Annotated in this window: 10 protein-coding genes; 2 read left to right on the plus strand and 8 right to left on the minus strand. The window is 46.4% G+C overall.

Translation table 11 applies throughout. From position 1 onward, the window contains the following. Positions 1 to 8: 8 nt before the first annotated feature. The 8 genes from dusB to AB6C75_RS13130 form a co-directional block, all read right to left on the minus strand. Entirely contained in the window at positions 9 to 977 is a 969-nt protein-coding gene (gene dusB / locus AB6C75_RS13095) for a tRNA dihydrouridine synthase DusB (protein ID WP_009844689.1), read from the minus strand. A 140-nt stretch (positions 978 to 1,117) separates the two neighbouring features. Continuing rightward, on the minus strand, positions 1,118 to 2,005 hold the full coding sequence (prmA, locus tag AB6C75_RS13100; RefSeq protein WP_012604987.1) for a 50S ribosomal protein L11 methyltransferase: 888 nt from the start codon (positions 2,003 to 2,005) through the stop codon (positions 1,118 to 1,120). 188 nt (positions 2,006 to 2,193) lie between these two features. Beyond that, positions 2,194 to 3,537: an acetyl-CoA carboxylase biotin carboxylase subunit gene (gene accC / locus AB6C75_RS13105; RefSeq protein WP_009844691.1), complete on the minus strand. Its 1,344-nt coding sequence runs from the start codon at positions 3,535 to 3,537 to the stop codon at positions 2,194 to 2,196. A gap of 15 nt (positions 3,538 to 3,552) precedes the next feature. Further along, the gene (gene accB, locus AB6C75_RS13110; RefSeq protein WP_102456468.1) at positions 3,553 to 3,996 is read right to left on the minus strand and encodes an acetyl-CoA carboxylase biotin carboxyl carrier protein; all 444 of its coding nucleotides are present in this window, start codon (positions 3,994 to 3,996) and stop codon (positions 3,553 to 3,555) included. Positions 3,997 to 4,070: 74 nt separating this feature from the next. Continuing rightward, the gene (gene aroQ, locus AB6C75_RS13115; RefSeq protein WP_009844692.1) at positions 4,071 to 4,520 is read right to left on the minus strand and encodes a type II 3-dehydroquinate dehydratase; all 450 of its coding nucleotides are present in this window, start codon (positions 4,518 to 4,520) and stop codon (positions 4,071 to 4,073) included. 323 nt (positions 4,521 to 4,843) lie between these two features. Further along, a complete protein-coding gene (gene acs, locus AB6C75_RS13120; protein ID WP_009844693.1) occupies positions 4,844 to 6,793 on the minus strand; it encodes an acetate--CoA ligase in 1,950 nt (649 codons plus the stop codon). A gap of 218 nt (positions 6,794 to 7,011) precedes the next feature. Continuing rightward, complete coding sequence (locus tag AB6C75_RS13125) at positions 7,012 to 7,644, minus strand: 3'-5' exonuclease (RefSeq protein ID WP_371702828.1); 633 nt, start codon at positions 7,642 to 7,644, stop codon at positions 7,012 to 7,014. Between the two features lie 11 nt (positions 7,645 to 7,655). After that, positions 7,656 to 9,485: a DUF294 nucleotidyltransferase-like domain-containing protein gene (locus AB6C75_RS13130; RefSeq protein ID WP_372107953.1), complete on the minus strand. Its 1,830-nt coding sequence runs from the start codon at positions 9,483 to 9,485 to the stop codon at positions 7,656 to 7,658. 228 nt (positions 9,486 to 9,713) lie between these two features. Between AB6C75_RS13130 and AB6C75_RS13135 the strand changes: the two genes are divergently transcribed. Further along, positions 9,714 to 10,910: a 3-phenylpropionate MFS transporter gene (locus AB6C75_RS13135; RefSeq protein ID WP_372107951.1), complete on the plus strand. Its 1,197-nt coding sequence runs from the start codon at positions 9,714 to 9,716 to the stop codon at positions 10,908 to 10,910. A 117-nt stretch (positions 10,911 to 11,027) separates the two neighbouring features. After that, positions 11,028 to 14,459 (plus strand): PAS-domain containing protein, encoded by a 3,432-nt coding sequence (locus AB6C75_RS13140; protein ID WP_372107952.1) that lies wholly within the window; start codon positions 11,028 to 11,030, stop codon positions 14,457 to 14,459. The last annotated feature ends 92 nt before the right edge of the window (positions 14,460 to 14,551 follow it).

Here is a 14,551-nt window from a genome sequence, read left to right on the forward strand (position 1 = left end):
TCTCGTAATTATGGTGCAACGTTATCAAAAAAACCTTCTAGCGCTTCAAGCTGCAGATCACCTGCTTCGAATGCGTTGAAGGTACGGCGAAACTCACTCGCTTGTTCATGCTCTTTTAGATACCAACCCACATGCTTACGAGCGATGCGAGGGCCTAAAAACTCTCCATAAAATTCATGTAGAGCGAGCACATGACCAAGCATGATGTCTTTCACTTCCGAAATCGGGAGTGGGTCCATCGTGGTGCCGTTTTCCAAATAGTGTAGGATTTCGTTAAAAATCCAAGGACGTCCTTGGGCAGGTCGACCTATCATTAAAGCATCAGCGCCGGTGTACTCCAGCACAAACTTCGCTTTTTCCGGACTATCGATATCACCGTTAGCGATAACCGGAATAGATACTGCTTGTTTCGCTGCTTTAATGTGTTTGTATTCTGCCTCACCTTTGTACATACAAGCGCGAGTTCTCCCGTGAAGGGCAAGAGCTTGTATGCCGCAGTCTTCGGCTATTTTCGCGATTTGGACACAGTTTCTATTGTCTGTATCCCAGCCTGTGCGCGTTTTCAACGTTACTGGAACGTCGACAGCATTTACGACAGCCTTCAGAATATCTTCAATGAGTTCTGGATGCTGAAGTAGGGCTGAGCCCGCAAGCTTCTTATTCACTTTTTTGGCTGGGCAACCCATATTGATATCGATGATTTGCGCACCGTTAGCAACATTGAATTGAGCAGCCTCGGCCATAAGCTGTGGATCTGCACCAGCGATTTGTACTGAACGAATGCCCGATTCGCCTTCATGTACCATACGCTGCTGAGATTTTGACGTTTTCCAAACTTTCGGATTGGAGGACATCATTTCACTGACTGCCATCCCCGCACCGTAACGAAGACACAACTCACGGAATGGTCTATCCGTTACGCCAGCCATAGGAGCGACGATTAGATTGTTCTTAAGTTGATAATTTCCGATTTTCAAAAATGTCATCACAGTTCTGTACCAGCAAGGGCGCGCATTTTACGCATTTTTTCGCTGCGTGAAAAGACTAATATTTGAGCATTTACAATTTGTTTTTGTAATTCGTTTAAATTTCAGTCAATTAGCGCCCAAAGTCTTACCTAGCCTTGCTTGCGACCAGAGATTCGACACCATTCTTGTTGTTCAATGATTGGATCAATGTGAAGCTCATCACGATAATAAGTTGCAACATCTTCCGCTTGTGTATCTAAAACACCCGACATTGCTAGTACACCATTTGGCTTTACTAGACCTTTAATGATGCCAGAAAGGTCGCGTAATGGACCGGCAAGAATGTTGGCAACAACAACGTCAGCGAGCAAACCTTCCGGTTGATCTTGTGGCAAGAACACCTCTAGTTGCTCAGCAACACCATTGCGTTGTGCATTGTCTTTTGATGCAAGCAGAGCTTGAGGATCAATGTCGATCCCGACAACTTTTGCCGCGCCAAGTTTGATCGCAGCGATCGCAAGAATGCCAGAACCACAACCGAAATCGATCACGGTTTTACCTGTCAGGTCTAGGCCTTCAAGCCACTCAAGACACAATGCTGTTGTTGGGTGAGTACCGGTACCGAATGCAAGACCGGGATCCAGCATTACGTTTACAGCGTCAGGTTCAGGGATATCGCGCCAGCTAGGACAGATCCATAAACGCTCACCAAACTTCATTGGGTGGAAGTTGTCCATCCATTCACGTTCCCAATCCTTGTCTTCAATTTGCTCTACTTTGTGAGCAAAGTCTGCAGGGAACATGTTGCTTGCTTTAATCTGCGCTAGAACGACACCAGTGTCAGTCTCAGCGTCGTAAAGCGCGAGAATGTCAGTATCACCCCAAAGGCGAGTTTCGCCCGGCAGAGGCTCAAATACAGGGGTATCTTGTGCATCCAGGAAAGTTACAGAAAGAGCACCAGTCTCTTCCATTAACATGTCGCCGATTTGTTCGGCATTTTCATTGGTAGCATTAAGCTTGATTTGAATCCAAGGCATGGCTGCATCTTCTATATGAGAAAAATTGGATGGCGAGTCTAGCAGAAAATATGAGCAAATTCACCAAAACCCCACGGAATATAATGGGGATGATGAATTGATTATTGCGAGTATTTACAAACAAAAATGCTCACCGAAGTGAGCATTTATTACTGTTCTACAGAGAACGAATTACGGAAGGCTAGCGTCTATTGTAGACCAAGCTTCTTCTCAAGGTAGTGGATGTTTGCCCCACCGTGTTGGAAGTTTTCGTCGTTCATAATAGACAGTTGAAGCTCAGTATTAACGTTAATACCTTCAACAATCATTTCACCCAATGCGTTCTTCATACGAGCGATAGCAACATCACGGTTCTCACCGTAAGTGATCAGCTTACCAATCATTGAATCGTAGTGTGGTGGCACTGTGTAACCCGTGTAGATGTGAGACTCCCAACGTACGCCCATACCACCTGGAGCATGGAAACGCGTGATCTTACCCGGAGAGGGTAGGAAACGAACGGGATCTTCTGCATTGATACGACATTCGATTGAGTGGCCGCGCAGCTTAATATCATCCTGTGTGAATGATAGAGGCTGACCAGCAGCAATGCGAAGTTGCTCTTTCACTAGATCGATACCCGTTACCATTTCAGTAATCGTGTGCTCAACCTGGATACGAGTGTTCATTTCGATGAAGTAGAACTCACCGTTCTCGTATAAGAATTCAAATGTACCTGCGCCGCGGTAACCAATCTCAAGACATGCACGAGTACAACGGTCGCCGATGTATTTACGCATTTCTTCAGTGATACCTGGTGCTGGTGCTTCTTCCACAACTTTCTGGTGACGACGCTGCATTGAACAGTCACGCTCACCTAGGTGGATAGCATTACCTTGACCATCTGCAAGCACTTGTACTTCAATGTGACGTGGGTTTTCTAGGAATTTTTCCATGTAAACCATGTCGTTATTGAAACATGCTTTTGCTTCAGCACGAGTCATTGCGATAGCTTCTGTTAGTTCTTTTTCAGTACGAACAACACGCATACCACGACCGCCGCCGCCGCCAGAAGCCTTGATGATTACAGGGAAACCAATGCGCTTAGCGTGCGCTTTGTTTTTCGCTTCGTCGTCGTCAAGAGGGCCGTCAGAACCTGGTACACAAGGTACACCCGCTTTTTTCATTGACGTGATAGCTGACACTTTGTCACCCATCATGCGAATGGTTTCAGCTTTAGGGCCAACGAAGATAAAACCACTGCGCTCTACCTGTTCTGCAAAGTCTGCATTTTCAGATAGGAAGCCGTAGCCTGGGTGAATAGCAACTGCACCCGTTACTTCAGCAGCGCTGATGATACGAGGGATGTTCAGGTAGCTATCGATACCACGAGCTGGACCGATACAAATTGTTTCGTCAGCAAGCAGTACGTGCTTAAGATCGCGGTCAGCGGTTGAGTGAACTGCTACCGTTTTGATGCCAAGCTCTTTACATGCTCGCAGAATACGCAGTGCAATTTCACCACGGTTCGCGATTACTAATTTATCTAACATAATGAGTGCTCTCTATTATTCGATAATTACTAGAGCTTGGTCGAATTCTACTGGTTGACCGTCTTCAACTAGGATAGCCGTTACAACACCAGATTTATCAGCTTCGATTTGGTTCATCATTTTCATAGCTTCAACGATACATAGTGTTTCGCCAGCAGTTACAGATTGACCCACTTTAACGAACGGTTTTGCATCTGGGCTTGGAGCGCCGTAGAAAGTACCAACCATTGGAGAAAGAACTTGGTGACCAGCAGGAACCGCAGGAGCTGCCGCTACAGGTGCCGCCGCAGGTGCTGCTGCCGCTACAGGAGCTGGAGCTGCTGCATATTGAATAGGCGCTGCAGATACAGGGCTGTTACGACTGATTCGTACTGACTCTTCACCTTCAGAGATCTCTAGCTCAGAAATACCAGACTCTTCAACCAATTCGATTAGCTTCTTGATTTTGCGAATATCCATTGTTTCTTTCTCTTTATCTGTTGATTGAACTTACTCTTTGACTGAGTAGGTTAGTAATAGTTCGTTGTTTTTATTTACTTTGCGTTGAGCTTGTTGAGCGCAGCTGTCAAAGCAAATTGATAACCTTGGGCACCTAAGCCACAAATCACACCTTCTGCTTTATCAGACAGGTAAGAGTGGTGACGGAATGGTTCACGTGCGTGAACATTCGATAGGTGAACCTCAATAAATGGGATAGCAACACCAAGTAGTGCATCACGCAACGCCACACTGGTATGTGTAAAGGCCGCTGGGTTGATAATAATGAAATCAACATTTTGATAAGCACTATGGATAGCTTCAATCAGCTCATACTCACGATTTGACTGTAAGTGAGATAGCTCAACATCGTGTGTTTTCGCTTGCTCGGTCAATGAGCTAATAATCTGGTCAAGTGTTTGAGAACCGTAGTGTGCAGGTTCTCTAAGGCCTAACAGATTAAGGTTTGGTCCATTTAAAACTAGAATGCGAAACTTTGTAGACATTGTGGGGGTATCTTCCTTTATCGTGTTTACGAACGTGAATGTTGCCATTTTATTGAAAATTTGGGGATAATTTCCAGTAAGAAAAACCCAAATTTAAAAATTAGAACCAGATTATAGCTAATTCAGCGCAAATCGCAGCAATTTACTGGTCTAATCTCCTATTGAGAGAGTGTGAGATTGTTACCAACTTAACAAAAAAGCGCCTTAGCCTTAATTTTGTCGAGGATATTTGAGATCAAGATCAGCCATAAAAAAACCGCCACATAGGTGACGGTTTAGAAAGGAGTTGTTTTAAACAGTAATTACGTAATGTGACGGGTTGCTTATGCCAGTTCCGCTTTCTCTGCAATCAGCTTATCGACCACGCTTGGGTCTGCGAGTGTCGACGTATCGCCTAGGTTGCCAGTATCGCCAGTGGCAATCTTACGCAGGATACGACGCATGATTTTACCTGAACGAGTTTTTGGTAATGAGTCGGTCCAGTGCAGTACATCTGGCGTTGCGATTGGGCCTATCTCTTTGCGTACCCAGTCTTTCACTTCTTTATGAAGCTCTGCGGTCGGGAATTCACCATCATTCAACGTGATGTAAGCGTAAATCGCTTGGCCTTTAATATCATGAGGGATACCTACAATCGCAGCCTCTGCGATCTTATCAAATGCGACTAGAGCCGATTCAATCTCAGCGGTACCCATACGGTGACCTGATACGTTCAGAACGTCATCAACACGGCCAGTAATCCAGTAGTAACCGTCTTCATCACGACGAGCACCATCACTGGTGAAGTACATGCCTTTAAAGGTCGAGAAGTAAGTCTGTTCGAAACGGTCATGATCGCCATGAACGGTACGCATCTGGCCTGGCCAAGAGTCAAGAATCACTAGGTTGCCGTCTGTTGCACCCTCAATAATGTTACCCATGTTATCAACCAGCGCGGGTTGTACACCGAAGAATGGACGCGTCGCTGAACCCGGTTTTAGGTCTGTTGCGCCTGGTAGCGGTGCAATCAAGATTCCGCCCGTTTCTGTTTGCCACCATGTATCAACAATTGGAGACTGCTCATTACCGATTGTTTTGTAGTACCACTCCCACGCCTCTGGGTTGATAGGTTCACCCACTGAGCCCATGATTCTTAGGCTGTCACGAGACGTGCCTTCAACGGCTTCATTGCCTTTCGCCATCAATGCACGAATAGCTGTTGGCGCCGTATAAAGAATATTAACTTGGTGCTTATCGACCACTTCACTCATGCGGCTTGTGTTCGGGTAGTTCGGCACGCCTTCAAACAGAATGGTTTTTGCACCATTGGCAAGCGGTCCGTAAACAAGGTATGTGTGACCGGTAATCCAACCCACATCGGCTGTACACCAGAAAGTTTCGCCTTCTTGGTAATCGAATACGTATTTGAAGGTCATTGCTGCATAAACAAGGTAACCACCGGTGGTGTGCATAACACCCTTAGGTTTGCCTGTTGAGCCTGACGTATAAAGGATGAATAGTGGGTCTTCTGCGTTCATCTCTTCTGGAGGACAATCTGCAGATACATTAGCAATAGCATCGTGCCACCACACATCGCGGTGTTCGTGCCATGCAACATCGCCGCCAGTACGTTTGAATACTACAACCTTTTCGATGTTCTTCACTTCAGGATTCGTCAGTGCTTCATCGACATTTTTCTTCAGTGGAACAGCACGGCCGCCACGCACGCCTTCATCGGCAGTGATAACGACTTTAGAATTTGAATCGATAATACGACCAGACAGTGCTTCTGGTGAGAAACCACCAAATACTACTGTGTGAACCGCACCTATACGGGTACACGCCAGCATGGCTACTGCAGCTTCAGGAACCATTGGCATGTATAAACAAACCACATCGCCTTTGCGCACGCCTTGCTCTTTCAGAGCATTCGAAAACAGGCACACTTCTTTGTGTAGTTCATTAAAAGTTAGAGTTTTGTCATCTGCCGGGTCATCGCCTTCCCAGATAATAGCGACTTCATCGCCGCGTTCAGCAAGGTGGCGGTCGATACAGTTAGCCGAAACGTTAAGCGTGCCATCTTCAAACCAGCGAATATCAATGTGGCCAGGGTCGAAAGAGGTATTTTTTACCTGTGTGAAAGGTTTAATCCAATCAACGATTTTTCCGTGTTCACCCCAAAAGCCTTCAGGGTCAGAAACAGATTGCTGGTACATGGCTAGGTAAGTGTCATTATCCGCGTGTGTGGTTGATTTAATATTTTCTTTTACCGGATAAACGTGGGCTTCACTCATTGCATCTCTCCTTGTGCCTACATTCCTAATGAACTGGCAACTTCCTTTGTGTTCAGTTTCTAGGTCTATTACAGAACCATCTTTGTGTTATCACTCTCGACTAGGACGGCGATTTCCACAATTAGACTTTAGGATGAGACGGTGCTTTTCACTTACAAAATAGCGAGTTAAGTTCATTTTTGAGATGTTGCTCTCTATGTGAAGCGCCAGTGGTTGAATTAAGAATAAGAAGAGTTGAAACGGGGCAGATCACCATGTTTCAGGCGAACAAAGATCAGGGCGGCGGAGATAGCGTCTTGTAATGCATCATGTTTATTGACGGGGATAGGTAAATCGAGCTGGCGACAGATGGCGTCCATACTGAGATCAAAATAGGCATTGGGCAGCTGCCTTTCGAGCTTGTCTTGATAAAGTTGGCTTACTTCGACTAATCGGTTAGGCAGTGGAAATCCAAGCTGTTTTAAACTGGCGCGATCGAGGATTTTTTTATCATAGCGGATGTGATAGCCGACTAAAGGACGATTTCCAATGAAGTTCAGTAGCTCGATTAAAGCCTGTTTTTCTTCGATGCCGTGCTTTAGATCTTGATGGCGAATACGGTGGATTTTTATTGAATTGCAATCGAGCGATTGAGGGGCGCGCAATCGGACTTCAAAAGGTTGGCTGGTAATGATTCGGTTGCCGATGATCTTGGTTGCGGCAATGGTGACTAATTCTGCCTGATTGGGGTCGAGGCTGGTGGTTTCACAATCGAGAGATACGTATTCGTGATTAGCAGGCGCAGTAAACAGAGGCTGATAAGTAGAGCCTTTGAGTTTATGATGCCAGTAATAACGAACCAATCTATTCATCGTTCAATCGCCTAATCCCGTATCTGATAGTGGTAGCCAAGCCATTGCTTGAATTTTTTGACCACATGCAAGCTATGGCGAAGCAGGTCTCTGTCTGCTCGCTCCATCAATTTGACGTTAATCTTGTTGCTACTGTGCTGCTGAGAAAGTCTTTGGGCTAAGCGCCACTTAAAGAACTGTTTGAGTGCTTCACTAAGGTTATCGGCGGTACTTTGCTCAAGCACTTTCTTACAGACCAACTGTTCAATGCGTTCGAAGGTGTTGTTTACCGTGACACCATGCTCAAGACAGAGTGCCCTCACACCATGCACGATAGGGAAAATACCGCCTTGTTTGATATCGAGCCCTGACTTGGATTGTTTAACATTGCCAAACAGGGTGAGGGGTACTGAGAAGTTCAGAGCCGGTCGGCAGAATTCAGTCAGAATCAATTCTTGTCCGAGCATCAAATCACTTAGGTGCTGCTTTACGGGTTTTAATAACTCTCTATTGCCCGCAACGGCGTGTGCATCCGCCATGATCGCGATATCCATCACGGTATCTGGCGTGGCTTTTTTTACCCAACGGGTGAGGGTTTGTTTCCACTCTTGTTCTGAATGCACCCATTTGGGGTTGTTGACCATCACGTTGCCCGGACAGAGTGGATAGCCCAATTGCTGCAATGTATGAGTGAGGTCGTTCATGGCGTTCTGGCATTGGTGCCACTCCAAGCCATCTTGAATTATTAGCGCGTTGTCTTGATCGGTTTTGAGGATTTGTTCTCCACGGCCTTCGGAACCCAACACGATGAGGCAGCAATGATTATGCAGTGCGGGTGGGATAACCAACTCAAACGCTTTCTCTATTATCTGTTCATTAACAGCTGAAATTAGCTCCATGATGAAGCGCGTGCGAATGCCGTTACTGAGTAGGCTTTCGACCAGTTGACGTTGTTTGTTGGAGGCTAATGCGAGCTCTTCAATGCTGGTGGAGCGCGCAATACGCAAAGTGAGCACGTGAGAGTGAGTGGAGAATGCACTGAGGATTTGTGTCATATCCACCATGCCTACAGCATTTAGACCGTCACAAACCATCAACCTTTTTACCCGGTTTCTGGTCATGGTAATCATGGCATTAAATAAGAAATCCCCTTGGTTTACGTGCATCACTGGAAATGTTGCAATCTCGCCGACGGGCGCGTCCTGTGGGAAGTTATCGAGCATTACAGCGTGCAATAAATTGGTTCGTGTGACAATCCCATACGGTAAGGAGCCTGAACCAAAATCTTTTATGCCTTTGTCGTCTAAATGCACCAGCGCCGAGTCTAAGCCTTGCTCTTTTAGGATTTGAGTTACTTGGTTGATGGGTTGCCCTGGCTCAAGAATCAGTGGTGGGTGATAGATAGAGTCATCCACTTTGGTCAATATAAACTCGGCAAGGTTTTGTTGCTGCTGAGCGGCCTCAATCAGAGCTTTCCGTGTCGACAGGTTACTATCAAAGTAGGCGGCAAATTGACCATTGGCGTGATAAAGATCGAGAAAAACATCGGTAGGCAGTAGGTAGCTTAAGGTGTCTTCGAGTGCGATATATTGATGTTTGGTGTGAGGTTCAAACTGGCTGCGCACATCAAAAATATCGTCATTGGCGTAATGTGCGTAAATCTCACCATCACTGCTCGCGCGCTCTTCAACGGCTCCTTTGATCAGGATATGCAGGTGTCTGCTCGGCCTATCTGCTTCCAGTATCACTTCTTGAGAGCGGTAATACACCACGTCTAATGAAGAGCGAAGCTTCAATTGTTCCGTATCGGACAGGCTATCGAAGGGTGGGTGCTGCATATTAAATTTTTCAGGCATAAGCATCACAAGAAGTGGGAGTCTTTAATCAGTCTGACAAAATACCAGCGAAGCTCCAGACGACTTTAGTCTAAATGCAGACTAGATATCGATGAACGTGATATAGCTTGGTGATAAGTGATATCTAGGCTAATTGAATATAGGAATGCTATCCCAGTAATAATTCCCTTTTTCATCCTACTCTAGATAGGCATAATTGGAGCCGCCTTTTTCCGCACACTTTATAGGTTATTTATGTTTAGCCCCTCTCCTTACGGATGGATATCTCAGTATTTTCTTGGTTTCTTTTTTGCGTATGGTGTGTACTTGCCATTTTGGGCGTTGTGGTTTGAAGACCAAGGCGTTTCTGCAGGGGACATCGGTGTATTGATTGGTATTGGTTTTGCGACTCGCTGTGTTGCTAACCTTGTGATTACGCCGCGCATCCATAACGTAGAGAATCTTTTGCCCGCTCTGCGCTGGTTGAGCTTCGCCTCCTTGTTATTTGTTGGTTTCCACTTCTTTACTGGAGGCAGTTTTCTATTGATGCTGTTGGCAACAGTATTGTTTAACCTGTGTTGTGGGCCGGTTATCCCTCTTTCTGACGCAATGGCTAACCATTACAGTCGTCTTAAGATGCTTGACTATGGACGCACTCGTTTATGGGGTTCGATTGCTTTTATTGCGGGTTCAACCGTGGTGGGTTATTTAGTCGCACAGTTCGGCACTGATATGATTTTGTATACAGCGCTTGTTGGTGTGCTGTTGTCGTTAGTGTTGGCGATGAGAAACCCTAACGTGATGCCAGTAACGCAATCTGAGAAACAAGCAGTGCGACCAAAATTAGGTGAGTTACTGCGTGAGTCGTCTGTGGTTAAATTTTTGGCCTTGATGGCGTTGCTGCAAGGTAGCCATGCGGCTTACTACAGTTTTAGTGCGATTTACTGGAAAGAAGCCGGTCACTCAGAAGCGATTATTGGTTATTTATGGAGCCTAGGCGTTGTTGCTGAGGTGGCTGTGTTTGCTCTCAGTAAGCGCTTATTCTCTGGCTGGTCAATGCGTACTCTATTCGTGGTAGCTGCAATCGGTGTGATGGCTCGTTGGGGGATTACCGCATCAACAACGGCGATTTTCGCCTTGGTTATGGTGCAAATGCTGCATGGTGTGACGTTTGCTATGGCGCACATCGCAGCCATTCAATACATTCAATCAGAAGAACAGAATAAAATGGTCGCGCTGCAAGCTCTGTATAACGCGATCCCATTGGGGGCTGTTATCGCACTAATGACGACCTTAAGTGGTTGGGGCTATGAGCTTTGGGGGGCAAACATCTTCTGGGGTATGGCCGCGATGGGGGCTCTTGCTCTGTTCATTAAGTTGGACGAGAGAAGTTCAGTGGTTGAGATTAATCAATCAGGTACGGAACAATTAGAATCTAACAGCAAATGCTGATAATTAGAGTCTGAAGCACAGAATTTAAGCGATTCGATTGAGTTAATGACCCATCCTTAGTTAAATGAAACCTCTCCCTTATGGAGAGGTTTTTTTATGGATGAAAAAGGGTTTTTAATGCAAGGATGGATAGTAATTCCAGTCTCTTTAGCCTATTTGGGCGTGTTATTTCTGATCGCTTGGTATGGAGACAGGCAGGTTCGTTGGCTATCGCGTTGGCGCCCATGGATCTATAGTCTTTCGATTGCAGTGTATTGTACCTCTTGGACTTTCTATGGAACGGTCGGACAGGCGAGCAATAACCCATGGTCCTTTTTACCCATCTACCTCGCCCCCATTCTGGTCTTTACACTCGGGTGGCGGATCTTGGCGCGGTTGATCCTGATTGCAAAGCGTGAACACATCACTTCAATTGCCGATTTTATCGCGGCTCGTTATGGAAAATCTCAGGGCTTGGCTGTTGCCGTCACCGTGATTGCCGTGGTCGGTATTCTTCCTTATATCGCGCTACAGCTGCGTGGTATCACCATGGGGCTAGATATTGTTGCGCCAAACCTAGCGTCTGATTTCGGCTATCAGGATTATCACGTGTCTTGGTTTGTGGTCGGTGCTTTGGCCATTTTTACCATGCTGTTTGGTACTCGGCATATCGATAACACAGAGCATCACCGTGGCATGATGATGGCGGTGGCGTTTGAGTCAATTGTTAAGCTAGCGGCATTCCTGATTGTTGGCCTATTTATTATCTATCTGGCGATGAGCAGTGACAAAATTGACTTGTTTGATGTGGCTGCTTCTACCTACGAATCGCCTAATATTCCGACCTTAATTATTCACACCGTTTTGACCATGTTGGCGATTGTCTGTCTGCCCCGCCAATTCCACACCATGGTGGTTGAGAACGAACGTCCTCAAGATTTGCATACCGCTCGCTGGTTGTTTCCACTTTATCTGATTTTGATGGGCCTGTTTGTGCTGCCAATTGCTTGGGCAGGACAAGGGCTGCTCACCGACATGCCGGCTGATACTTACGTGATCAGTGTACCAATGGCAGAAGGTGCGAATCACATTGCTTTGTTAGCTTTCCTCGGAGGTACTTCGGCGGCGAGTGGCATGGTGATTGTCTCGACCATCGCATTAGCGATCATGGTATCGAATGATTTAGTAATGCCATTGCTGCTGCGCCGTATGCGTCTAACTCAAAGAACCCATCGACATTTTTCTGGCATGTTGCTGGTGATTCGACGCGGGTTGATTTTACTGCTGTTACTTGGTGCTTGGCTGTTCTATCAAGCGCTCGATACCATTCACTCACTGTCGGCGATTGGCTTTCTTTCCTTTGCGGCGATTGCTCAATTCGCGCCAGCACTTATTGGTGGTTTGTACTGGCGTCCGGGCAACCGGAAGGGGGTTTATGTCGGCTTAATGGTGGGCTCGTTGATTTGGCTGATCACCCTGATGAGCCAAACCAGTATGCTGGCGGGCGATAGTGAAAGTAACCTTTTACTGTGGATTATCACGCCACCAGAGTTGCTCAACAGTTGGGAGATCAGCAGTTCAAACTGGGGGATTGTGCTGAGTATTTTGCTGAATACTTTGTGTTATGCCGTGGTTTCGATGGTGACCAGACCAAGCCTAAGTGAGCGTTTACAATCGGCTGCTTTTATTGGCACACCATTACCAGAAAATGAGAACATCAGCCTCTATCAGAGCCGTGTGACGGTCGCTGAATTAGAGATGCTAGCGTCTCGTTTTGTGGGGCGCAAGCGTGCGAAAAGTGCCTTACAGAGTTATTGGCAACAGCACGGGCAGCCGCTACTTCCTAACCAACAAGCGCCCGCAAGCCTGATTCGACATGCAGAACGTGTGCTCGCTGGTGTATTCGGTGCATCTTCCGCTAAGTTAGTACTTACTTCGGCCTTGCAGGGCAGAAATATGCAGCTTGAAGAAGTTGCGACCATCGTTGATGAAGCCTCTGAACTGTACGATTTCAGCCGTGGTTTACTGCAAGGTGCGATTGAACATATTGGTCAAGGCATTGCAGTAATTGACAAACAAATGAGGCTGGTGGCGTGGAATCAACGTTACTTAGAACTGTTTGAGTTCCCTGCAGGCTTGATTCAGGTGGGTCGACCCATTTCAGATGTAATTCGTCACAATGCTGAGCAAGGTTTATGTGGCCCAGGCGACCCAGAAGATCACGTTCGACGCCGTGTTTATCACCTTGAGCAAGGCACGCGACACACCTCATCTCGTATTCGTCCTGATGGTCGAGTGATTGAGGTGCAAGGTAACCCAATGCCAAGTGGTGGCTTCGTCATGAGCTTTACCGACATCACGGTATTCCGACAAGCAGAACAAGCGCTGAAAGATGCCAATGAAAGCTTGGAGTCGAGAGTTCATGAGCGAACTCAAGAGCTCGAAAAGCTTAACCAACGTTTAGTTAAAGCCACTCAAATTTCGGATCAAGAATCTCAATCTAAGAGTCGATTCTTAGCTGCGGTGAGTCATGATTTGATGCAGCCGCTCAATGCCGCGCGTCTATTTGCTTCGTCATTGTCTGAGGTGGCAAAAGAACAAGAGGAGAAGCAGCTTTCTTCTCATATCGAAAGTGCGCTTGGTGCGGCTGAAGATCTGATTGGCGACCTGCTTGATATCTCGCGATTGGAGTCAGGAAAATTAGAAACCAACATTCACGCGATTGCCGTGCATGATGTGCTGACCAACTTGAATGCGGAATTTAGTGCTTTAGCAACGCAACAGAAGATCCAATTCCAGATGATCCCATCGTCACTGTTTATTCACTCTGACCCTAAGTTATTAAGACGAGTGATTCAGAACTTTTTAACGAATGCGTTTCGCTATAACCCTGAAGGAAAAGTGGTACTCGGTGCGAGACGAGTCAATGGTCAAGTACGCGTTGATGTGTGGGATAACGGAACCGGTATTGATGAAGACAAGCAACAAGAGATCTTCGAAGAGTTTACGCGTGGTAGCCAAGTACGAGCCGATCAGGGGTTAGGATTAGGGTTGGCGATTTCGAAAGGGATTGCTCATGTGCTTGGTCATCAAATATCGATGCGTTCATGGCCGGGAGAAGGCAGCGTCTTTTCCATCACCTTAGCGAGAGCAGAGCAGGTGGCTCCGGTTGTACAAGCTTCGACGCCAATGGCGACAAGCGACATCGAGCACCTGAAAATACTGTGTGTCGACAATGAGCGCGAGATTTTAGTCGGCATGGAGAACTTGATTGGTCGTTGGGGCTGTGAGGTTAAGACCGCCGTCGACTTAGTCGAAAGTTTGAAGTGTCTCGATGATGATTGGCAGCCGGATGTGATTTTCTCTGATTATCGCCTCGATAATGGCCGAACGGGGCTCGAAGTATTGCAGCAGTGTCGTTTGCGCCTTGGAGATTCTTTTGAAGGTGTCATCATCAGTGCAGATAGAACCGATGACATGTTGGCAGCGATAAAGGCTAACAGCTTTAGCTTTATTGCTAAACCTGTGAAGCCACTAAAACTCAGAGCGGTTCTAAATCGGGTGAGTTAGTTAAGAGTAATCAGCTTAAATTTCTAATTAATGAACGTGACCCGTCCTGATATGGGTTGACACTTGATTGACTAAAACGCTCGATGTACTTC

This window comes from Vibrio sp. 10N.237.312.B06 (assembly GCF_041464685.1).
GTDB lineage: Bacteria > Pseudomonadota > Gammaproteobacteria > Enterobacterales > Vibrionaceae > Vibrio > Vibrio tasmaniensis_A.

Excerpts from the sequence above, each read along its gene's own strand:
- AB6C75_RS13130 (WP_372107953.1), bottom strand. The coding sequence starts at position 9,485 with ATGCTTATGCCTGAAAAATTTAATATGCAGCACCCACCCTTCGATAGC.
- aroQ (WP_009844692.1), bottom strand. The coding sequence starts at position 4,520 with ATGTCTACAAAGTTTCGCATTCTAGTTTTAAATGGACCAAACCTTAAT.
- accB (WP_102456468.1), bottom strand. The coding sequence starts at position 3,996 with ATGGATATTCGCAAAATCAAGAAGCTAATCGAATTGGTTGAAGAGTCT.
- accC (WP_009844691.1), bottom strand. The coding sequence starts at position 3,537 with ATGTTAGATAAATTAGTAATCGCGAACCGTGGTGAAATTGCACTGCGT.
- acs (WP_009844693.1), bottom strand. The coding sequence starts at position 6,793 with ATGAGTGAAGCCCACGTTTATCCGGTAAAAGAAAATATTAAATCAACC.
- AB6C75_RS13135 (WP_372107951.1), top strand. The coding sequence starts at position 9,714 with ATGTTTAGCCCCTCTCCTTACGGATGGATATCTCAGTATTTTCTTGGT.
- AB6C75_RS13140 (WP_372107952.1), top strand. The coding sequence starts at position 11,028 with ATGCAAGGATGGATAGTAATTCCAGTCTCTTTAGCCTATTTGGGCGTG.
- prmA (WP_012604987.1), bottom strand. The coding sequence starts at position 2,005 with ATGCCTTGGATTCAAATCAAGCTTAATGCTACCAATGAAAATGCCGAA.
- AB6C75_RS13125 (WP_371702828.1), bottom strand. The coding sequence starts at position 7,644 with ATGAATAGATTGGTTCGTTATTACTGGCATCATAAACTCAAAGGCTCT.